The 19,988-nt window shown below is 68.6% G+C and carries 14 protein-coding genes; 5 read left to right on the top strand and 9 right to left on the bottom strand.

Going from position 1 to position 19,988, the window contains the following annotated elements; translation table 11 throughout:
* The first annotated feature begins 15 nt into the window (after positions 1 to 15).
* Positions 16 to 2,712 (top strand): bifunctional acetate--CoA ligase family protein/GNAT family N-acetyltransferase, encoded by a 2,697-nt coding sequence (locus HL658_RS11280; RefSeq protein WP_180281956.1) that lies wholly within the window; start codon positions 16 to 18, stop codon positions 2,710 to 2,712.
* 72 nt (positions 2,713 to 2,784) lie between these two features.
* Entirely contained in the window at positions 2,785 to 4,953 is a 2,169-nt protein-coding gene (locus tag HL658_RS11275; RefSeq protein ID WP_180281957.1) for a mechanosensitive ion channel family protein, read from the top strand.
* On the opposite strand, the gene HL658_RS11270 is transcribed toward HL658_RS11275, so the two are convergent.
* Together HL658_RS11270 and HL658_RS11265 are read right to left on the bottom strand one after the other, a co-directional pair.
* A complete protein-coding gene (locus HL658_RS11270) occupies positions 4,934 to 5,920 on the bottom strand; it encodes a 2-hydroxyacid dehydrogenase (protein WP_180281958.1) in 987 nt (328 codons plus the stop codon). The genes HL658_RS11275 and HL658_RS11270 overlap by 20 nt on opposite strands.
* A gap of 123 nt (positions 5,921 to 6,043) precedes the next feature.
* The gene (locus HL658_RS11265; RefSeq protein WP_425485330.1) at positions 6,044 to 6,622 is read right to left on the bottom strand and encodes a cation efflux transmembrane domain-containing protein; all 579 of its coding nucleotides are present in this window, start codon (positions 6,620 to 6,622) and stop codon (positions 6,044 to 6,046) included.
* A gap of 279 nt (positions 6,623 to 6,901) precedes the next feature.
* Between HL658_RS11265 and HL658_RS11260 the strand changes: the two genes are divergently transcribed.
* A complete protein-coding gene (locus HL658_RS11260) occupies positions 6,902 to 7,429 on the top strand; it encodes an SH3 domain-containing protein (protein WP_180281960.1) in 528 nt (175 codons plus the stop codon).
* Between the two features lie 55 nt (positions 7,430 to 7,484).
* On the opposite strand, the gene HL658_RS11255 is transcribed toward HL658_RS11260, so the two are convergent.
* The 6 genes from HL658_RS11255 to HL658_RS11230 all read right to left on the bottom strand — a co-directional run bounded on the left by HL658_RS11255 (position 7,485) and on the right by HL658_RS11230 (position 13,108).
* Positions 7,485 to 8,078: a DUF3501 family protein gene (locus HL658_RS11255; RefSeq protein WP_180281961.1), complete on the bottom strand. Its 594-nt coding sequence runs from the start codon at positions 8,076 to 8,078 to the stop codon at positions 7,485 to 7,487.
* Positions 8,079 to 8,127: 49 nt separating this feature from the next.
* Positions 8,128 to 9,486: a heterodisulfide reductase-related iron-sulfur binding cluster gene (locus HL658_RS11250; RefSeq protein WP_180281962.1), complete on the bottom strand. Its 1,359-nt coding sequence runs from the start codon at positions 9,484 to 9,486 to the stop codon at positions 8,128 to 8,130.
* Positions 9,487 to 9,608: 122 nt separating this feature from the next.
* Positions 9,609 to 10,025 carry a rubrerythrin family protein gene (locus HL658_RS11245; protein WP_180281963.1) on the bottom strand — a complete coding sequence of 139 codons (417 nt, stop codon included), beginning with the start codon at positions 10,023 to 10,025 and terminating at the stop codon, positions 9,609 to 9,611.
* Between the two features lie 160 nt (positions 10,026 to 10,185).
* A complete protein-coding gene (gene irrA / locus HL658_RS11240) occupies positions 10,186 to 10,620 on the bottom strand; it encodes an iron response transcriptional regulator IrrA (protein ID WP_180281964.1) in 435 nt (144 codons plus the stop codon).
* Between the two features lie 156 nt (positions 10,621 to 10,776).
* Positions 10,777 to 12,174: an NAD(P)H-dependent flavin oxidoreductase gene (locus HL658_RS11235; RefSeq protein ID WP_180281965.1), complete on the bottom strand. Its 1,398-nt coding sequence runs from the start codon at positions 12,172 to 12,174 to the stop codon at positions 10,777 to 10,779.
* A 148-nt stretch (positions 12,175 to 12,322) separates the two neighbouring features.
* On the bottom strand, positions 12,323 to 13,108 hold the full coding sequence (locus HL658_RS11230; protein ID WP_180281966.1) for a glycerophosphoryl diester phosphodiesterase: 786 nt from the start codon (positions 13,106 to 13,108) through the stop codon (positions 12,323 to 12,325).
* A 68-nt stretch (positions 13,109 to 13,176) separates the two neighbouring features.
* On the opposite strand from HL658_RS11230, the gene HL658_RS11225 reads away from it, so the two are divergent.
* On the top strand, positions 13,177 to 14,211 hold the full coding sequence (locus HL658_RS11225; RefSeq protein WP_180281967.1) for a lysine-2,3-aminomutase-like protein: 1,035 nt from the start codon (positions 13,177 to 13,179) through the stop codon (positions 14,209 to 14,211).
* 48 nt (positions 14,212 to 14,259) lie between these two features.
* Here the strand turns inward: HL658_RS11225 and HL658_RS37690 are convergent, their stop codons facing one another.
* Positions 14,260 to 16,875, bottom strand: a complete 2,616-nt coding sequence (locus tag HL658_RS37690) for a calcium-binding protein (protein WP_180281968.1) — start codon at positions 16,873 to 16,875, stop codon at positions 14,260 to 14,262.
* A 248-nt stretch (positions 16,876 to 17,123) separates the two neighbouring features.
* Between HL658_RS37690 and HL658_RS11215 the strand changes: the two genes are divergently transcribed.
* A complete protein-coding gene (locus HL658_RS11215; RefSeq protein ID WP_180281969.1) occupies positions 17,124 to 19,967 on the top strand; it encodes a pentapeptide repeat-containing protein in 2,844 nt (947 codons plus the stop codon).
* Positions 19,968 to 19,988: the final 21 nt, after the last annotated feature.

Below are 19,988 nucleotides of genomic sequence, written 5' to 3'. Positions count from 1 at the left end.
CGGGAGACCCCGGCCATGACCGTCCGCAACCTCGACCACATGTTCAAACCGTCGTCCGTGGCGCTCATCGGCGCCAGCCGCAAGCCCGGCACGGTCGGTGCCGTGGTGGCGCGCAACCTGTTCCACTGCGGCTTCGACGGCCCGGTGATGCCGGTGAACCCGCAGGAGCGGGCGGTGGAGGGGGTGCTCACCTACAAGTCGGTGGACGACCTGCCCATCGCCCCCGACCTGGCGGTGATCTGCACGCCGGCCGACACGGTGGCGGCGACCATCGACCAGCTCGGCCGCAAGGGCACCAAGGCCGCCATCATCCTGTCAGGCGGCTTCACGCCGGAGACCCAGCAGACGGTGCTCGACGCCGCCAAGCCGCACCTGATGCGGCTGCTCGGCCCCAACAGCCTGGGCTGCATGGTGCCGGGGCGCGGGCTGAACGCCAGCGTCGGGCATGTGGCGCCGAAGAAGGGCGACGTGGCGCTGGTGGCGCAGTCGTCGATGGTGGTGACGTCCATCGTCGATTGGGCGACGGCGCGCAACATCGGCTTCTCGCACCTGATCTCGCTGGGCGAGAAGTCGGACGTGGATTTCGGCGACCTGCTGGACTATCTCGCCTCCGACCACACGGTGCGGGCGATCCTGCTCTATGTCGAGAGCATCAGCAACGCCCGCAAGTTCATGTCGGCGGCCCGCGTCGCCGCCCGCCAGAAGCCGGTCGTGCTGATCAAGGCCGGCCGCAGCGAGGAAGCGCAGGAGGCCGCGACCTCCCACACCGGAACGCTGGCGGTGGCCGACGCCGTCTACGACGCCGCCTTCCGCCGCGCCGGCATCCTGCGGGTGAGCGACCTGGACGAGCTGTTCGACGCGGTGGGCACGCTGGCGACCGGCGTGCCGATCACCGGCGACCGTCTGATGATCCTGACCAACGGCGGCGGCATGGGGGTGATGGCGACCGACAGCCTGATCCTCGGCGGCGGCCGGCTGGCCGCCCTGTCGGACGAGACGCGGGAGAAGCTGGCGAAGACCGTGCCGGCGGCCTGCACCCGGGGCAACCCGCTGCGCATCGGCGGCGACGCCCCGCCCAAGCGCTACGCCGACACGCTGTCGGCCCTGTTGGACGACGGCGGCAACGACGCCATCCTGGTGCTAAACTGCCCCAACGCGGTCAGCGACAGCCTCGCCGCGGCCGAGGCCGTGGTGGAGACGCTGAAGGCCCACAAGGGCCGCCGCCATCCGGTGCTGACGAGCTGGCTGGGCGACACCTCGGCCGTCGAGTCGCGCCGCCTGTTCGCCGCCAACCGCATCCCCACCTACGCCACGCCCAGCAAGGCGGTGCGCGCCTTCATGCACCTGGTGCAGTACCGCCGCAATCAGGAGCTGCTGATCGAGACGCCGCCCTCGGTGCCGGAGCGGTTCCAGACCAACGGCGACATGGTGCGCGCGGTGGTCGACCTTGCGCTGGCGGAGGGACGCGACTGGCTGACCGAGTATGAGGCCAAGCGCGTGCTGGCCGCCTACGGCATCCCGGTGGTGCAGACCCACCAGGTGCACACCCCGGCCGAGGCCGCCCTGGCGGCGGAGGAGATCGGCGGTCCGCTGGCGCTGAAGATCCTGTCGCCCGATATCACCCACAAGTCCGACGTGGGCGGTGTGGTGCTGCACCTGTCCGACCCCGACGAGGTGCGGGAGGAAGCGGAGGCGATGTTCGCCCGGGTGCGCGCGGCGGTGCCCAACGCCCGCATCGACGGCTTCACCGTGCAGCAGATGGCGGTGCGGCCCGACGCCTACGAGTTGATCGTCGGGATGACCGACAACCCGCTGTTCGGCCCGGTCCTGCTGTTCGGCGAGGGCGGCATCGGGGTGGAGGTGGTGGAGGACTACGCGCTGGCATTGCCGCCGCTCAACATGAAGCTGGCCGCCGACCTGATGGCGCGCACGCGCATCTGGCGCCAGCTCCAGGGCTACCGCTCGCGCAAGGCGGTTAAGCTCGACGCGGTGGCGCTGACGCTCAACCAGATCTCCCAGCTCGTGGTCGATTTCCCGGAGATCGCGGAGCTGGACATCAACCCGCTGCTGGCCGATCAGGACGGGGTGCTGGCGCTGGACGCCCGCATCAAGGTGGCGCCGCCCGCCTTGTCCGGCGCCCGGCGCCTCGCCATCCGTCCCTACCCCAAGGCGCTGGAGGACACGGTCGCCATCAAGGACGGGCGGCAGTTCCTGGTCCGCCCCATCCTGCCGGAGGACGAGCCGCTGGTGCACGAGATGTTCGCCCGCATGACGCCGGAGGACATCCGTCTGCGCTTCTTCGCGCCGATGAAGAAGCTGTCGCACCAAGCCGCCGCCCGCCTGACCCAGATCGATTACGACCGCGAGATGGGGCTGGTCGCCGTAGGTCCCGACCCGGAGACGGGGAACACCATCATGTTCGGCGTTGTCCGCATCGCCGCCGATCCGGACAACGTGCGCGCCGAATACGCGGTGATGGTGCGCTCCGACATGAAGGGCCAGGGTCTCGGTTTCATCCTGATGAACAAGATCCTGGACTACGCCCGCACCCGCGGCCTGCGCGAGGTCTATGGCGAGGTGCTGCGCGAGAACTCCAACATGCTGGCGATGTGCCGGACGCTGGGCTTCGTGCGCAAGGAGAACCTGGACGAGCCCGGCGTGGTCGAGGTGCGGGTCGAGCTGGGCGGCGGCGTCGACGCGGCGGCGGACTGACCGCCGCCCCTTGCAAGCGCCGGCCCGGCAAGGCAACACTCCGTTCGGATAGAGCCGGGGGGAGTGGGTGCCATGAGGTGGTTTGCGGCCGTACGTGCGTTCGGTGCCGCGCTGGCGCTCCTGTTCCTGGCCTCGGGGGGCACGTCGCCGGGCGCGGCCCAGACCGCCTCCACGGCCACTCCACCCGCCGATGCGGCCCCCGCCAAGGTGCAGGAGCTGGTGCGGCTGCTGGGCGACCCCGCCGTGCAGGCGTGGATCACCCGCGCCATGCCGCCGGCCGAAGCGCCCGCCACGGACCAGCCGATGATGCTGACCTGGCGAATCGATCGGGTGAAGGAGCGCATCGCCCGCCTGACCCGCGCGGTGGAGCGTTTCCCGGCCGAGCTGCGCGAAGCGGCCGAGATCATGTCCTTCGAACTGGACCTGCCCACCGGCCTGCACACCGCGGGTGCGGTGGCGACCTTCCTGGCGCTGGGGTTCGCCGCGGAAACGCTGTTCCGGCGCTGGACCCGCCACGCGCGCGAGCGGCTGGCGGAACCGCTGCGCGGGCGGCTGTCGGCACGGCTGGCGCGCACGGCGCTGCGGGTTCTGCTGGCGTTGCTGGGGGTCGGCATCTTCACGCTGGCGTCGGCGGGCACCTTCATGGCCTTGTCCTGGCCGCCGATCCTCGGGCTGCTGACCTTCACCACGCTTTTGTGGTTCATCGCCGTGAGGCTGGCCCGCGCGGTGTCGGAGCGGGTGCTGGCCCCGGATGCGCCGGCGCTGCGGCTGCTGCCGGTCGGCGACGAGGCCGCCCGCCGCCTGCACGCGGGTGTCGGCGTCCTGGCCTTCCTGGGGGCGGGCGGCGCGTTGCTGACGCAGGCCCTGCACGAGCTGGGGCTGATGCGCGACTCGCGTCTGGTCATCCCTTGCGCTGTCGGGCTGGCGGTGGCGGTCCTGGCGATCGCGCTGGTGTGGTGGACCAGCGGTGGCAACCGCCGCGCCGCGGAGGGCGAGGACGGGCTGGTCCGCCGGCTGGGCGGCGCCATGGCGGAGCTGTGGCCGGTGCTGGCCACGCTGCTGATCGCCGCCACCTGGGTCGCCTTCGTGGCCGACGCCATCCGCATCGCCTGGACGCTGGCCGTCATCGGCGGCACCGCGGGCGGCATCCTGCTGGCCCGCGGTTTCGTGGCGTCGGTGACCGCCGACGGCGACGAGCCCTCGCCCTGGCTGCCGACGCTGCGCCGCACGGTGGGGGTGACGCTGCTGCTGGCCGGGGTGGCGGCGCTGTCCGCGATCTGGGACGTCGGCGGGGTGATGGGCGGCGACGTACGCCCCGTCTGGCAGGCGGTGTTCCGCATCGTGGTGGCGCTGCTGATCGCCGATCTGGTGTGGACGGCAACGCGCACCGCCATCGATCACCGGCTGGGGCCGGCGGCGAGCGGCTCCCCCATGCCCGACGACAGCGAGGGCGGCGAGGCGTCGGGACCGGAGGCGCGGCTGAAGACGCTGCTGCCGCTGGTGCGCGCCGCCATCCTGGTGGCGCTGGTGGTGGTCATCGGGCTGGTGGTGCTGTCGGCGCTGGGCATCGACATCGCCCCGTTCCTGGCCGGCGCCGGCATCCTGGGTCTGGCGGTCGGCTTCGGCAGCCAGGCGCTGGTGCGCGACATCGTGTCGGGCTTCTTCTTCCTGGTGGAGGACGCCTTCCGGGTCGGCGAATATGTGGAGTTCGGCAACCTGCGCGGCACGGTGGAGGGCATCTCGCTGCGCTCCATGCGGCTGCGCCACCATCTGGGCGCCGTGCACACGGTGCCTTATGGCGAGATCAAGTCGCTGACCAACCACAGCCGCGACTGGACGATGGTGCGGCTGGAATTCCGCCTGCCCTTCGAGACCGACCTGACCCAGGTGAAGAAGATCGTCAAGCGCATCGGTGCCGAGATGGCGGTCGATCCCGAATACGCACCCGACTTCATCCAGCCGCTGAAATCCCAGGGCGTGCGCCGGTGGGAGGAATTCAACATGGTGGTGGGGGTGAAGTTCACCACCCGGCCCGGCAAGCAGTGGGTGATCCGCCGCGACGCCTACCAGCGCATCCGCGACGCCTTCGAAAAGGCCGGTATCCGATTCGCCAGCCGCGACGTGACGGTGCGGGTGGACTCCGCCGGGCAGCCGCTGTCTCCGGCCGAGGCCGCCGCGGCGCAGGCGGCCATCGACGCGGTGCCCCGCCCGCCGCAGCCGGCTACAGCAGAGTTTCGATGACGCGGTCCGGCGGGGTGTGGCCGTCGATGAAGGTGCGGACGTTGACAATCACCTTCTCACCCATGTCGATGCGCCCCTCCAGCGTGGCCGAGCCCATGTGCGGCAGCAGCACCACGTTGTCGAGTCGCAGCAGCTTCGGGTTGACCGCCGGCTCGTGCTCGAACACGTCGAGCCCGGCCCCGGCGATCTCGCCCTTGGACAGCATGCGGGTCAGCGCCGTCTCGTCGATCACCTCGCCACGCGAGGTGTTGACGATGAAGGCGCCGGGGCGCAGCAGCTTCAGCCGCCGCTCCGACAGCAGGTGGAAGGTGGCCGGCGTGTGCGGGCAGTTGATGGAGATGACGTCGGTCCGCGCCAGCATCTGGTCGAGGCTGGGCCAGTAGGTGGCGCCCAGCTCGGCCTCCACGTCGGGATGGACGCGGCGGCGGTTGTGGTAATGGATCGACATGCCGAACGCTCGGGCGCGCCGCGCCACCGCGCCGCCGATGCGGCCCATGCCCAGGATGCCCAGGCTCTTGCCCCAGATGCGGCTGCCCAGCATGGTGGTCGGGCCCCAGCCCTTCCACTGGCCGGAGCGCACGAGCCGCTCGCCCTCCGCCAGCCTGCGGGCCACACCCAGGATCAGCGCCATGGTCATGTCCGCCGTGTCCTCGGTGAGGACGCCCGGCGTGTTGGTCACGGTGATGTGGCGGTCGCGCGCCGCCTTCAGGTCGATGTGGTCGACACCGGTGCCGAAGGAGGCGATCAGGCGGAGCTGCGGCCCCGCGGCCTCGATCACCGTGCGGTCGATGCGGTCGGTGACGGTGGGCACCAGCACGTCGGCGGTGCGCACGGCCTCCACCAGCTCCGCCTGCGACATGGGCGTGTCGTCGGGGCTGAGCCGCGCGTCGAACAGCTCCATCATCCGCGTCTCGATCACGTCCGGCAGCTTGCGGGTGACGACGACCAGCGGCCTCTTGCTTTCCATGATCCGACCACGCTCCTCTCGGCCCACTGGTCATGCCATACCAAGCGGGGTCACGCCTTGTCCAGAGCCGCCCTGACGCGGCCATGCGCGCTTCCGCATCGTGGCAGCGGCCAAGGTGCCGGTTCAGGCGGCGACCGGGCGCAATTCGCCCGCGGCCTGCCGGACGATCCGCACCGCGCCGGACACCGAAAGCCCGGCGATGACCGCCGCCACGGCGATGTCCGGCCAGCCGGTGGCGGTGCCGAACACCCCGGCCGCGGCAGCCAGCACCGCGACGTTGGCGATGGCGTCGTTGCGCGAGCAGATCCACACCGACTGCCGGTTCGCGTCGCCATGGCGATGGGCGTAGAGCAACGCCGCCACCCCGAGGTTGGCGGCCAGCGCCATCAGCCCCACCACCCCCATCACCGGGGCTTCCGGCACCGTCTGGGCCAGCGCGTTCGACAGCGTCTGTCCGGCCACCCACAGCCCCAGCACGCCGAGCGACACCCCCTTGATCAGCGCGGCCCGCGCCCGCCAGCGCAAGGCCATGCCCAGCACCAGCAGCGAGATCACGTAATTGGCGGCGTCGCCCAGAAAGTCCAGCGCGTCGGCCTGCAGCGACACTGAACCGGCGGCGGTGCCCGCCACGATTTCGACCAGGAACATCCCGGCGTTGACCGCCAGGGCGACCAGAAGGACGCGGCGATAGACCGGGTCCACCACCGGTTTGGACGCGGAACAACCACCGCCGCAGCAGGATCCGGACACCCGGCACCCCCATCGTCTCGAACGCTCGGTCCGGCAAGCATGACCCTTCCCGCCGCTGGAAGGTCAAGGGGCCGCATGCCGCACCCCGCGTGACAAGCACCACGCCCGGGCGGTTTCGGCGCGCTCGGCCTTGCGGGGGGCGTTAGCCACTATTTATAGTCGGGCGCATCGCCTCACCCACCGTCCTTGGGGCCGTTCCGAATTCATCCGACACACCCTGGTGAAAAGCCGATGATCGTGCGCCTGTGCCGCCTGCTGCTCGCCGCCGCCCTTGCCGTGGCATCGGTGGCCGGTGCGCCGGCGGTCGCGTCCGAGGGGCACCGGCGCGACAAGAGCCTGCAGACCACCGGGCTGCCGCTGCCGCGATTCGTCACCCTGCGCTCCAACCAGGTGAACGTCCGCTCCGGCCCCGCCCCGCGCTACCCCATCGAATGGGTGTTCGTGCGCAAGGACATGCCGGTCGAGATCACGCAGGAGTTCGACACCTGGCGCCGCATCCGCGACTGGGAGGGCAGCGAGGGCTGGGTGCACCAGAGCATGCTGTCCGGCAAGCGCAGCGTGATCGTCACCGGCGAAACCCGCACGCTGCGCAGCGAACCCCGCACCGACGCCGGCACGGTCGCCCGCGCCCAGCCCGGTGTCATGGGCTGGCTTCTCAAATGCAACGGCCCCTGGTGCCAGGTCGACCTGAAAGGCCACAAAGGCTGGATCCAGCGCTCGGAGTTCTGGGGCGTCTATCCGGACGAGACGATTCAGTGACGGGGTGAACGGCTCCCGCTGCTGCCTACAAGCGGGAGCGCCCCTTTTCCCGCTCTTACGCGAAGTCCCCCGCCAGCGCCTGGCGCACCGCCTCCGGCACGATGGCGAGGTGGCCGTAGTTCTCGTGGGTGATGGCGACGATCACCTGGGTGCCGGGGGTGCGGAAGGCGGCGATCTGGTCGGGGGTGAAGTCGAAGTGCAGGAAGTGGACCGAGGAGGTCTTGCCGTCGTCCCGGCTGCGCTCCACGTCGGCCTCCGGCCGGCCTTTCACGGTGTGCCCGGCGAACTGGATGCTGACGGTGTCCTCCACCCCGCCGAGCCGGCCGAGCACGGCCGCGCGCCGCACCGGGTCGTCGATCTCGAACATCACCGTGGCGACCAGCTCGGCGCCCTTGGGGATCAGCGGGTTGTAGGCGCCGAGCTCGTCGGCGATCTGCTCCTCGCCGCCTTTTTCGATGAACAGCATCTCGTGGATCTGCTGCCACATCGTGTCGTAGTTTTCGAAATAGAAGGTGGCGTGGGGACCGACCGACAGGCGGCGGTTCTTCTTGATTTCCACCAGCGCCTTGCGGCGCGCCGCACGCTCCTTGCCGTATTCGGCCATGGGGACGATGTCGGCGCGGGTGATCTCGGTCTTGCGGACGGTCATGTCCTGTCTCCAGCCCTGATGTCCTGGCGGCGTGCGGGGAGGCTCCCCGTCACGGCTCGATGCCGTAGGCGCGCGCGAAAAGCTCGATGGGGTGCAGGTTCTCCGGCAGTTCGGCCGGCGCGTCCTTCAGCCGCTCGATGCCCTGCATGATGTGGGCGCCGGCGAGCGGGCATTCGGAGGCCAGGAAGCTCTTGCCGCTCTTGGCCGCCTGGGTGGCCACGGGTTTGCCGACCTTCAGCGCGATCTCGAAATTCTCCTTCATCACGCCCCAGGAGCCGCCATGGCCCGAGCAGCGCTCGATCACCTTCAGGTCGGCCTTGGGGATCAGGCGCAGCATCTCCGTCGCCTTCTGCCCCATGTTCTGGGCGCGGGCGTGGCAGGCGATGTGGACGGCGACACCGCCGGGAAGCGGCTGCAACCCGTCGGCCAGCCCATGGCGGCGGGCGATGTCCACCACGTATTCGGTGATGTCGAAACTCGCCTGGGACAGCTTCTCCACCGCGGCGCGGTGGGCGGCGCCCTTCGGCACGATCAGCGGCCATTCCAGCTTCAGCATCAAGGCGCAGCTCGGCACCAGCGCCACCACGTCGTAGCCCTTGTCGATCCAGGGCTCCAGCGCCGCGGCGACGGTGGCGGCACTCTTATCGACACGGGCGAGGTTGCCCTGTTCGAGCTGCGGCATGCCGCAGCAGCCGGGGTAGACCACCTCCGTCTCCACCCCGTTGCGGTGGAGCACGGCACGCGCCGCCAGCCCGATGGAGGGGTTGTTGTAGTTGACGGCGCAGGTGGCGTAGATCACCGCCTTGCGCTTGCCGTAGGCGGGGGCGGTGCGGCTGACCGGGGCCACCTGCCGCTTGGCCTGCATGGCGAAGGTGTCGCCGTTGAACTTCGGCAGGTAGGCGTCCTTGTGGACGCCCGCCACCTTTTCGAGCAGTCCGCGGGTGCGGTCGTTGTGCAGGTCCGACGCCCAGTTGGCGAGGCCGGCCACCGGCCGGGCCAACGTACCGTTGCGGTCGGTTTCCGTCAGTTCGCGCAGCTTGAAGGGGATGCCCGTCTTCTTCGCCTCCACCGCCCGGTAGCGCACCATCAGGTGCGGGAAATCCAGGTTGAACTCGTGCGGGGGGACATAGGGGCACTTGGTCATGTAGCACATGTCGCAGAGCGTGCAGGCGTCCACCACCGGCTTGAAGGCCGGGGACGGGACGGCGTGCAGCTCCTCGTCACCGGCCGCATCGACCAGATCGAACAGGCGCGGAAAACTGTCGCACAGGTTGAAGCAGCGCCGGCAGCCATGGCAGATGTCGAAGACGCGGCGCATCTCCGCGTCCAGCTTGGCCTCGTCGTAGAAATCGGGATCCTGCCAGTCCAGCGGATGGCGGACGGGCGGCTCCAGGCTGCCTTCACGCATGACGGTCGTTCCTCACCCGTGCACCGGTTCATGCCGGCGCTTGTTCGGTTCTTGATGGTGGGCTGGAAAAGGGGGGTGGACGCCATCGCAGGGCGTCCACCCCTGTGTCGCTCGGGCAGGGATCAGGCGAGCTGGTCGAGCGCCTTCTGGAAGCGGCCGGCGTGGCTCTTCTCGGCCTTGGCGAGCGTCTCGAACCAGTCGGCGATCTCGTCGAAGCCTTCGTCGCGGGCGGTGCGCGCCATGCCCGGGTACATGTCGGTGTACTCGTGCGTCTCGCCGGCGATGGCGGCCTTCAGGTTGTTGCCCGTCTCGCCGATCGGCAGGCCGGTGGCGGGGTCGCCGACCTCTTCCAGGAACTCCAGGTGGCCATGGGCGTGGCCGGTCTCGCCCTCGGCGGTGGAACGGAAGACGGCGGCCACGTCGTTGTAGCCTTCCACGTCGGCCTTCTGGGCGAAATACAGGTAGCGGCGGTTGGCCTGGCTCTCGCCGGCGAAGGCGGCCTTCAGATTGTCTTCGGTCTTCGTGCCCTTGAGCGACATGGTGATTTCCTCCGGTGGATTGCCGCCTTGGCGTGTCCGTTCGGGCCGTCCATGCGCCAAGCGCGTGGCTGGCTTATGCCACCATCCGGGGGTCGCGTCAACAATTTGGAACTGGTCTAATCCAGACTCTAAGGCCCTGTATTGAGAACGATTTTCAGTGTCACGACTGGTTGCCATCGGACAGGTCGGCGAGCCGCACGATCACATCCACACGGGCCACGCGGGTGCCCGCCGGCGGTGTCGGCAGGCTGGATAGCACCACGTCGCGGCCGGGGATGTCCTCCAGCCGGCCGGAGCCTTCCAGGAAGAAATGGTGATGGTCGCTGGTGTTGGTGTCGAAGTAGGACCTGCCGGCCTCCACCACCACCTCGCGCAGCAGCCCGGCATCGGTGAACTGGTTCAGCGTGTTGTAGACGGTCGCCAGCGACACGCGCATGTCGGCAGACAGCGCCTCGGCGTGGAGCTGCTCGGCCGTGACATGGCGGTCGCCACCGTCGAACAGCAGACGGGCCAAACCCAGGCGCTGGCGGGTCGGGCGGAGCCCAACGGCTTGCAGTCGGTCGAGCGCCGGCTTGAAGGGTCGTTGAACGGTCATGTCGCACCCGAACGTCGTGATGGCACCACGCGCGCCAAGCGCGCCCGCGACACGGGGTCGCAGCCTTCCACTTTAGAATGATTTGAGGGACGGATGCAAGATGGTGGCCCACGGCCACCATCCGCCCTGGAATCAGTATCCGGTCGCGATCCGCGATCAGTATCCGGTCGCGATCCGCTCCACGAGCTGCTTCACCGTCGGGATGAAGCCGTCCGCGTAGAAAGGATCCTTGGCGAACCGGTAGGCGTTGTGCCCAGCGAACATCAGCTGGTGCTCGCAGTCGTCGGAGTGGCTGATGGCCTGCAAGGTCTTCTGGATGCAGTAGGAGCGCGGGTCTGCCTTCTTGCCGGTGGTCCCCTGCTCGTTCTGCATCCAGTTCGAGAAGAGGCAGGCGCTGAGGCAGCCCATGCACTCGATCTGATCGTGCAGGATGGTCTCGGCGCTGTCCGGCGTGACGAAGACCAGCGTGCTGTCCGGCGTCTTCAACGCGGTGGTGTAACCCTGGGCCACCCAGCCCTCCGCCCGCTGGCGGTCGGTCTCGCTGAGATAGACGGGGCGGCCGCGCGGGCCCACCGGGAATTCCGCCGCGTGCTCGCCGACCGGCTTGGTCATGTAGGCGACCTGCCGCTCGGAGCGCGCCATCAGGTCCAGCATGAAGGGGTTCTTCACCGCCGACGAGTAGAAGCCGGTGGGTGAGAAGCGGTTCAGCAGCACGTCGCCTTCCTGCAGGGTCAGCAGCCGCTTCTTCCAGGCGTCGGAGATCGGGCTTTCCTGGGTCAGCAGGGGGCGCGTGCCGAACTGGAAGGCGATCGGCCCGAGATCGGGGTTGTCGATCCAGTCCTCCCAATCCGACAGCCACCAGACGCCGCCGGCCATGATGATCGGCGTGTCGTTCAGGCCGAAGCTGGCCATCATCTGGCGCAGCGCCAGAACGCGGGGGAACGGGTCCTCCGGCTTCGTCGGATCCTCGGAATTGGACAGCCCGTTGTGGCCGCCGGCCAGCCAGGGGTCCTCGTAGACCACGCCGCCCAGATTGTCCCGGAACTTGTGGTAGGCGCGCAGCCACAGGGCACGGAAGGCGCGGGCCGACGACACGATGGGGTAGTAATGGCAGCCGTAGCGCGCGGTGATCTCGGCGATCTTGTAGGGCATGCCGGCCCCGCAGGTGACGCCGTGGATCAGCCCCTGCGCGCCCTCCAGGACGCCGTGCAGGATGTGCTCCGACCCGCCCATCTCCCACAGCACGTTCATGTGGATGCGGCCCTGGCCGTTCGAGCGCTCGTGCGCCGCGCGGGCCTGATGGATGCCGCCGCGGATGGCGAAGGAGATCAGCTCCTCGTGCCGTTCGCGGCGCGTGCGCCCCTCGTAGATCTGGGGCTCCAGGTTGCCGGCCTCATCGTAGCTGTCCGCGTTGACGCCGGAGAAGGTGCCGATCCCGCCAGCTGCGGCCCAGGCTCCCGAGCTCTCGCCGTTGGACACCGAAACTCCCTTGCCGCCTTCGACGAGGGGCAGAACTTCCCGGCCGGACATCACCAGCGGCTTCAGCGCCTTCAACGATTCCTCCAAACACGGTCCATCGAACACGGTCCAGCGCACGCAGGAAAAAACGCACGCAAGGGACGAAGCAATGCCACGCCGGAAGCCCTGCTCCCCGCGGTTCGCCCGTCCCATCGCGACCTATATATGGTGAAATCGTCGGACCTTACAGCGGATTCGCGAGGGGCGAAAAAAATCCGTCATACTCCGTCCGGCTGGTGGACAGGGCGGCGGCCACGCGGCCGGGCGCGTCGGTGAAGATCGAGGTCACGCCCCAGCCGAACAGCTCGCGGGCGCGGGTCGGGTCGTTGACGGTGTAGACCAGCACCGGCCGGCCGGTGGCGCGATAGGCGGCCACGCTTTCGGCTGTCTGGCGCGACTGCTCGACGTTCAGCGTGGTTGCCCCCAGGCGGTCGGCGATGGTGGCCCAGTCGGACGGCGGCTCCCACATCAGGTAACCGCGCGGCCAGTCCGGGGCCTGGAGCTGCGCCACCTCCAGGCAGACCGTCTCGAAGCTGGACAGGAGCGGCGGCGGCAGGTCGGTGGGCCAGCGCCGGCGCAGGAGCGCGATGGCGGCCTCGGCGGTCGCCACCTCATGACCGGGATAGGGTTTGATCTCCATGTTCAGCCCCAGCCCCTCGCCGATCACGAAGTCCAGGCATTCATCCAGCGTCGGCACCGTTTCGCCGGCGAAACGGGGATCGAACCAGGAGCCGGCGTCGAGCCGGCGGAGGTCCGCCAGATCGAGGTCGGCCACGGCGCCGGTGCCGTCGGTGGTGCGGTCGAGTCGGTCGTCGTGGATCAGCACCGGCACGCGGTCGCGGGTGAGCATCACGTCGATCTCGATCCAGCGCACGCCCTGCCGCACCGCCTCGCGCAGCGAGGCCAGCGTGTTCTCCGGGGCGGACTCCTTGGCCCCGCGGTGACCGATGATGCGCGGAAGCATCGACATGCTGACCTTCGAGCGGTAAGAGCGTGGCCCCGTGATATGGCCCACGACGCACTTCAGGGGAAGAGGGGATGAAGCCCGCCCGCAGCCTGACCGACCTGGTGGCCGCCGGACTGATGACGGAGGCCGACGCCGCGGCGATGGCCGGGGTCGCCGACCGCTACGCGGTGGCCCTGACCCCGTACGTGCTCGACCGGCTGGCCGGCGCCGCCCCCGACGATCCCGTCGCCGTACAGTACATCCCCGCACCGGCCGAGGCGTACAGCACGGAGGACGAGCTGGCCGACCCCATCGGCGATCACAGCCACAGCCCGGTCAAGGGCATCGTCCACCGCTATCCGGACCGGGTGCTGCTGAAGCCGCTGCACGCCTGCGCGGTGTACTGCCGCTTCTGTTTCCGGCGGGAGATGGTGGGGCCTGGGGGCGACGCGCTGTCGGCCGGCGAACTCGACGCCGCGCTGGCGTACGTGCGGTCTCGCCCGGAGATCTGGGAGGTGATCGTCACCGGCGGTGATCCATTCCTGCTGGCGCCGCGCCGGCTGCGGGCCATCGTACAGGCCGTGGCGGCGATGGGGCATGTCGGGGTGATACGGTTCCACACGCGGATTCCCGTCGCCGATCCGGCACGGGTCACGCCGGAGCTGGTGGCGGCGCTGCGCGCCGACGGCATCGCCAGCTGGGTGGCCGTCCACGTCAACCACGCCGCCGAGATGACGCCCGAAGCAGCGGCGGCGGCGGCGCGGCTGGCCGACGCCGGCATCCCGCTGCTCGGCCAGAGCGTGCTTCTGAAGGGGGTGAACGACGAAGCGGCCGTGCTGGAAGCGCTGTTCCGCGCTTTGGTGCGGAACCGGATCAAACCCTACTACCTGCACCACCCCGACCTCGCCCCCGGAACGAGCCATTTCCGCCCGAGCGTGGAGCGCGGGCAGGATCTGGTGGACGCCTTGCGGGGACACGTCTCCGGCCTGTGCCAGCCGACCTACGTGCTGGATATCCCCGGTGGCCACGGCAAGGCTCCGATCGGCCGTTGCGCGATCGAAACGCACGGGGGCGATGGACACGGCATCCGCGACTACCAGGGACGGCGGCACCGCTACCCGGGATGAGGCGTGGACCCGGGGCGCCACACGGGTCCACACACCAATCTCAACGGACTACGCGGCGATCAGATTGCCCCCGCCGATCAAAGCGCTGGTCATGCTGGAGGAGCCGAGACTGGGCAGCAGGAGCGCGCTGCCGAAAAGCGGATCGTTCTCCACGCCGGTGGTCACGACGTCCATGGGCTGCCGGGTGTCGATGGTGACGTCGAGCGGCGCAGAGCCACCGCCGCCGTCCGCCATGGCCGACATGAAGCTGAAGGACAGGCCTCGCACCTCGATGACGATGTCCTGGTTGGAGGAGAGATCACCGTCGGTCACCGAAGACTGGAAGGTGAGGGTGAGGGCCGTGCCCGGTGCCAGATCGCCGAACTGCGACACGTCGAGGCTGAAGCTGGTTCCCGACCAGGAGAAGCTTGCACCGACGCCACCGGTCTGCTGCACATCCGTCACCGAAAGCGGGTCGCCCTCGTAGTCCGAAATCCCGGCCAGCAGATCGACGGCCACGACGCCGGAGAGTTCAGCCGCCTCGACACGTTGCGGTCCGGAAACGATAGGGGCGTTGTTCCGTCCATCCAGGAATATGGTTGCGTTGGAGAACTGCAGTTCCTCGATGCCGGTCAGCGTGTCGGTATAGGCCCACGACCAGGGGTCGGTCACCACATCGGTCACGGTCCAGCCGCCCGACACCGCCGTTACCACGTAGCGGTCATAGCTGTTCTCGTAGACCGCCCTGTCAGTCCCGGCCCCGCCGATCAGCATGTCGTTTCCGAGCCACCCTGTCAGCGTGTTGTCGCCGCCATCGCCGGTGATCACGTCATCGAAGTAGGAACCGCGCAGGTTCTCGATGCCGCTCAACTGGGCGGTCATCGAGGAGGACGTGCTGCCGATGACGGTCGCGGTGTTGGTCACCAGGCTGATGTTCAGCGGACCGTCCCACACATTGGTGAAGTCTGCGGTGTCGGAGCCGTCACCACCGACGAGGGTGTGGTTGCCGCTGCCAACGATCAGCAAGTCGTTGCCGCCGCCACCGAACAGCTGGTCGTTGCCGCTCCAGCCACCGTTGAGAACGTTGTCGGCATCATTTCCGGTCAGGACGTCGTCGCTCCCCGTGCCGACGACGTTTTCGATGCCGATCAGCCGCGTACCGTCCGCCTGCACCACGGTGTTCAAGTTGACGGTCACACCGGTGGACGAAGAAATGCTCATGTCGAGGGTATCGTCACCATCACCGCCGATCAGCGTGTCGATACCTTCACCGCCGTACAGCGTGTCGTTCCCGCTTCCGCCATCCAGACGATCGTTGCCGGTGCCACCGACCAGGGTGTCGTTGCCATCGCCGCCGATGATCCGGTCATCGCCGGCACCGCCGGCGATGTAGTCGTCGTCGGCATCGCCCCGCAGGACGTCGCCGTAGTCGCCTCCGCTGATGTAGTCATTGCCGGCACCGCCGGCGATGGTGACCGATTCGGTCGAGCCATAGCCGCCGAAGGTGTCCCATCCGGTGCCACCATAGGCGACCTCCACGCTGGCCCAGGCCATGGAAAGAACGAAGCCTGCCGTACCGCGGACATAGACCGTGTCACGGCCGTCACCGCCCTGCACCATGTCACCCACCGTCACGATGAGACGGTCATTGCCGGCACCGCCGTCGATCACATCGAAGCCGACGCCGCCATCGATCGTGTCGTCCCCCGATCCACCGTACAGCCAGTCGTGGCCGGCACCGCCGGAAATGGTGACGCCATTGGTCGTGCCACTGCCGTCGATGTAGTCGTTGCCGGAACCACCGGTGACCGCCTCGACATTCGACGCAGCCATCGCGATTCCGAAGTAGGAGCTGGTGCGGGCATACACATGGTCGAACCCGGCACCGCCATCGATGACGACGTCGGCCCCGTCCACGATCAGGCGATCATCGCCATCGCCCCCGTACAGGGAGTCGGCACCCGCGCCGCCGGTCAGCGTATCGTTGCCGGACCCGCCGATCAGCGTGTCGTCACCGGCACCGCCGGAGATGGTGACGGACGTCGTGAAGCCGCTTCCATCGATCAGATCCGCCCCGGACCCGCTGTTGACCACTTCGACACCCGCCGCCGCCATGGCGATGGCAAAGCTCGCGCTCGTGCGGACGGTGACCGTGTCGAAGCCGGCACCGCCATCGATCACAGTGTCAACATCATCCACGACCAGACGGTCGTTGCCCTCGCCGCCATAGAGTGCATCCGTGCCGGCACCGCCGACCAGCGTGTCGTTGCCCGCCCCGCCGGACAGCGTGTCGTTGCCGTTGCCGCCGCTGAGGTAATCGGCGAAATCGCTGCCGGTGATCTGGTCGTCGCCGTTGCCGCCGGTGACGGTGACGCCCTGCGCCATGCCGGCCGCCGTGATCACGTCGCCGCCGGCGCCGCCATAGACGCGCTCGACGTTCGCGGCGGCCATGTCGAGCGTCGCGCCCGTGGTGCCGCGGATGTAGACCGTGTCGAACCCGGCCCCGCCGTCCACCACGGTGTCGGCCGCGTCGATGTTCAGGCGGTCGTCGCCGTCGCCGCCGTACAGTTCATCCGCCCCGGCCCCGCCGGTCAGCGTATCGTTGCCCTCAAGTCCATACAGGATGTCGTTGCCACTGGTGCCGGTCAGCGTGTCGTCCCCGGCGGTCCCGGTGATGGTAGCCATGCCATGCCCTCGTCTTTATTCAAATGCGTGCATCTTTGTTACGGACATACGCATCAAGTGGTCGGCCAGGTCGCAACTCCATTGCGTGTTGTGAGGGATGCGCGGTCTGAAGGTCAAGAATGGTTTGCGTGACAAGCACGCAACCACTTTTCCGAGAAAAAGTAGTGGAGGCGCGGCTTTGCTTACAAGTTGAACATATGGCCGGATCCACATAGCATTTCAGCGTTGGATGAAATGGATGGTGGGTCATGGTTGCAGTCGATCGCGGCAGCCTCGCGCGCTCCCTCGCCAAGGCGGTGGTGGATCTGTGCGATCTGAAGGTCGCCAGCGCCATCAAGGGCGTGATCGACGCCACCGGCGCCTTCAAGCACGACAAGCCGGGCGAGCCGACGGCGGAGGAGGGGGCGCGGCTTCTGCTCCAGCGTGCCGCCTACGCCGCCGCCGTCCGCGTGATCCAGGCCCAGGCCCGCAAGGCCCCGGTGCTGGCCGCCGAGGCCGACCCGCGGGAGATCGAGGCCGCCCTGACCGGCGTCGCCACCGCGGCCGAGCTGGAGCTGACCGCCGCCGCCTTCGCCGATCCCGAATCCTGGCCGGCCTTCACCGCGCTGCTGGACCTGTTCGACCGGCTCACCAAGGCCGGCGGGGTGGACGAGCAGACCCGCCCGCTTCTGCGCCGCGCCTTTGCCGACGCCCTGCCGCTGGCCCTGGCGGGGGAGTGGACCGACCGGGAGCGGGCCGGCGATTACCGCGCGCTGAAGGCGGAGCTGGAGCGCCGCACCCCCTTCGACGACGCCGCGCAGCGCGCGCTGGACTGGCGCACCTACCGCGACCGTCTGATCCGCGCGGTGGACGCGCCGCTGCGCACCCTGGCCCCGGAGCTGATCCGCTGCTCCCTGACCGACCTCTATGTGCCGCTGCGCGCCATGGTCGGCGATCCCGACGGCCCGGAGGCGCGCGGCCGGCGTGGTGGCGATGGCGCCAAGCGCCGCATCCTGTGGCTGGACGAGGCGCTGTATGGCTGGGCCACCCGGCCGAACCCCGCCCCCACCGACGCCTTCCGCGTGCTGTCCGGGGAGCCCGGCGCCGGCAAGTCGAGCGCCTGCGCCATGCTGGCGGCCCGACTGGCTGGGGAAGGCCGGCGGGTGCTTCTGGTGCCGCTGGCCCGGTTGAGCATCGTCGGCGATTCCCGCATCGAACTGACCCGCCATCTGACCGCCGAGCTGGGCCACGACGCCCTGGAGCACGCCCGCCGCCACGACGGCGAACCGCTGGTGCTGATCCTCGACGGGCTGGACGAGCTGGCGAAGGCCGGACAGGGGGCGACCGCGCTGCTCGGGGGCTTCGTCGGTCAGTTGTCAGGCGAGATCGGCACCATCAACCGCGATGGGGTGCGGATCCGGCTGCTGCTGGCCGGTCGGCCGGGTGCGGCGACTGCTACAGACGCCATTGTACGGGGAGACGCTCGGCTGCATGTGCTGCGCTACACAATACCTCGCGATGACTATAGCCGTTTCGATGACAAAAGCCTCGCGGGGCTTGACCAGCGGAAGGACTGGTGGCGCCACTTCGACCCGGTAAACGGCATGCCGGTGTCACTGGAGCGAAATGATCCGCACATCGACTCATTGACCGAACAGCCCCTTCTTAACTGGCTGCTTGCCCAGATCCTTTCCCTGGAAAGCCCCAAGAAGGCGACAACGCTGGGTGGCGTTCATGACTTGTACAGCCGCCTGTTCGGCCATGTGCTCCGCCGGGCCCACCGACGAACGGATGGCGACGGGTCGAGCGAAGCCATCGATGCGGCAGGGCGCGACCGGTTGGAGCGGATGCTGGAGGAGGTGGCCGTGGCGGCGTGGCACGCTGGCGGCGACCGCGCTGTTCCTTTGCCCGCCGTGGAAAAGCGACTTCAAGAGGCAGGTTTGGGAGGCGAACTAGAGCGGGTGTCCAAGGACCGCGACCACGCCCTGACCGCGCTTCTGGACAGCTTCTTCTGCCGGGCTCACCAGGGAACGGACCACCGCGTTGTGGAATTCACCCACAAGAGCTTCGGCCAATTCCTTATCGCCCGACGGATCGTGCGGGAAGTGGAGGGCATTCATCGGCGGCTGGAGGGTGGTGGTGACGCCGACGATGCGTTGGGGTGCCTGAGCCGTTGGCTGAAGCTTTGCGGCCCAACATCCATGGACCACGCGGTGTTCGACTTCCTACGGCAGGAAGTGTTTGCTGCGTGGAATGCTGAACGCGATGTCGCGGCGTGGCGACTAACCCTGGCCCCGCTGTTCACCACGTGTATGACCGAGGGGATGCCCCTGCCAGCCAGCGAAACCCGCGCCCGCGCGGTTGAGCGCCAGACCCGCAATGCCGAGGTCAGCTTGCTCGCCATCCTGTCGGCCATCACCGCAGCGACGCCGGCGGACCTTCCCCGTGTGACATTGCCCCGAGCAGGCCTCAGCGCAACGTTGCATCGTCTACTCGGGACAGCGCCCGAGTTTTCCGTCCCTCGGCGGTCTTTGAACGCACTGGATCTAACGGGTGTCAACCTGCGGAGCGCCAATTTGGCAGGCGCCAACTTGAAGGACGCCAACTTGAAGGACGCCAACTTGACGGGCGCCGACCTGACGCGTGCCGACTTGATGGGCGTTTGGCTGACGGGCGCCGACCTGACGCGTGCCGACCTAATAGGCACTAATCTGACAAGCGCCACCCTATGGGGCGCGAATCTAACTGGCGCCGACCTAACGCGCACCGACCTTACTCACGCCAACCTGATGGGTGCCAACCTGACGCAGGCCAAACTAATAGGCGCCAACCTAGCGGGTGCCAACCTGATACACGCCAACTTGATGGGCGCTAAACTGATGGGAGCCGACATGATGGACGCTAACCCGATGGGCGCCGATATGATGAACGCCGACCTGACACGCGCCAACCTGAAGAACGCCAACTTGACGCACACCAATCTGATCGGCGTCAACTTGACCGGTGCTAACTTGGCGCATGCTAACCTGGTGGGCGCCGACCTGACACGCGCCAACTTGGCAGGCGCCAATTTGGTAGGCGCTATTGGTAAGTTTCCCCGTTCGCAACCTTAAGATTTCCCCGTCGCGATCTGC

The sequence above is a fragment of the Azospirillum oleiclasticum genome (assembly GCF_013423485.1).
Taxonomy (GTDB): domain Bacteria; phylum Pseudomonadota; class Alphaproteobacteria; order Azospirillales; family Azospirillaceae; genus Azospirillum; species Azospirillum oleiclasticum.
The sequence above is the reverse complement of the archived record's forward strand: the minus strand, read 5'-3'. Positions and strand labels throughout refer to the sequence as shown.

Excerpts from the sequence above, each read along its gene's own strand:
- HL658_RS11280 (WP_180281956.1), top strand. The coding sequence starts at position 16 with ATGACCGTCCGCAACCTCGACCACATGTTCAAACCGTCGTCCGTGGCG.
- HL658_RS11275 (WP_180281957.1), top strand. The coding sequence starts at position 2,785 with ATGAGGTGGTTTGCGGCCGTACGTGCGTTCGGTGCCGCGCTGGCGCTC.
- HL658_RS11270 (WP_180281958.1), bottom strand. The coding sequence starts at position 5,920 with ATGGAAAGCAAGAGGCCGCTGGTCGTCGTCACCCGCAAGCTGCCGGAC.
- HL658_RS11260 (WP_180281960.1), top strand. The coding sequence starts at position 6,902 with ATGATCGTGCGCCTGTGCCGCCTGCTGCTCGCCGCCGCCCTTGCCGTG.
- HL658_RS11255 (WP_180281961.1), bottom strand. The coding sequence starts at position 8,078 with ATGACCGTCCGCAAGACCGAGATCACCCGCGCCGACATCGTCCCCATG.
- HL658_RS11250 (WP_180281962.1), bottom strand. The coding sequence starts at position 9,486 with ATGCGTGAAGGCAGCCTGGAGCCGCCCGTCCGCCATCCGCTGGACTGG.
- HL658_RS11245 (WP_180281963.1), bottom strand. The coding sequence starts at position 10,025 with ATGTCGCTCAAGGGCACGAAGACCGAAGACAATCTGAAGGCCGCCTTC.
- irrA (WP_180281964.1), bottom strand. The coding sequence starts at position 10,620 with ATGACCGTTCAACGACCCTTCAAGCCGGCGCTCGACCGACTGCAAGCC.
- HL658_RS11230 (WP_180281966.1), bottom strand. The coding sequence starts at position 13,108 with ATGTCGATGCTTCCGCGCATCATCGGTCACCGCGGGGCCAAGGAGTCC.
- HL658_RS11225 (WP_180281967.1), top strand. The coding sequence starts at position 13,177 with ATGAAGCCCGCCCGCAGCCTGACCGACCTGGTGGCCGCCGGACTGATG.
- HL658_RS37690 (WP_180281968.1), bottom strand. The coding sequence starts at position 16,875 with ATGGCTACCATCACCGGGACCGCCGGGGACGACACGCTGACCGGCACC.
- HL658_RS11215 (WP_180281969.1), top strand. The coding sequence starts at position 17,124 with ATGGTTGCAGTCGATCGCGGCAGCCTCGCGCGCTCCCTCGCCAAGGCG.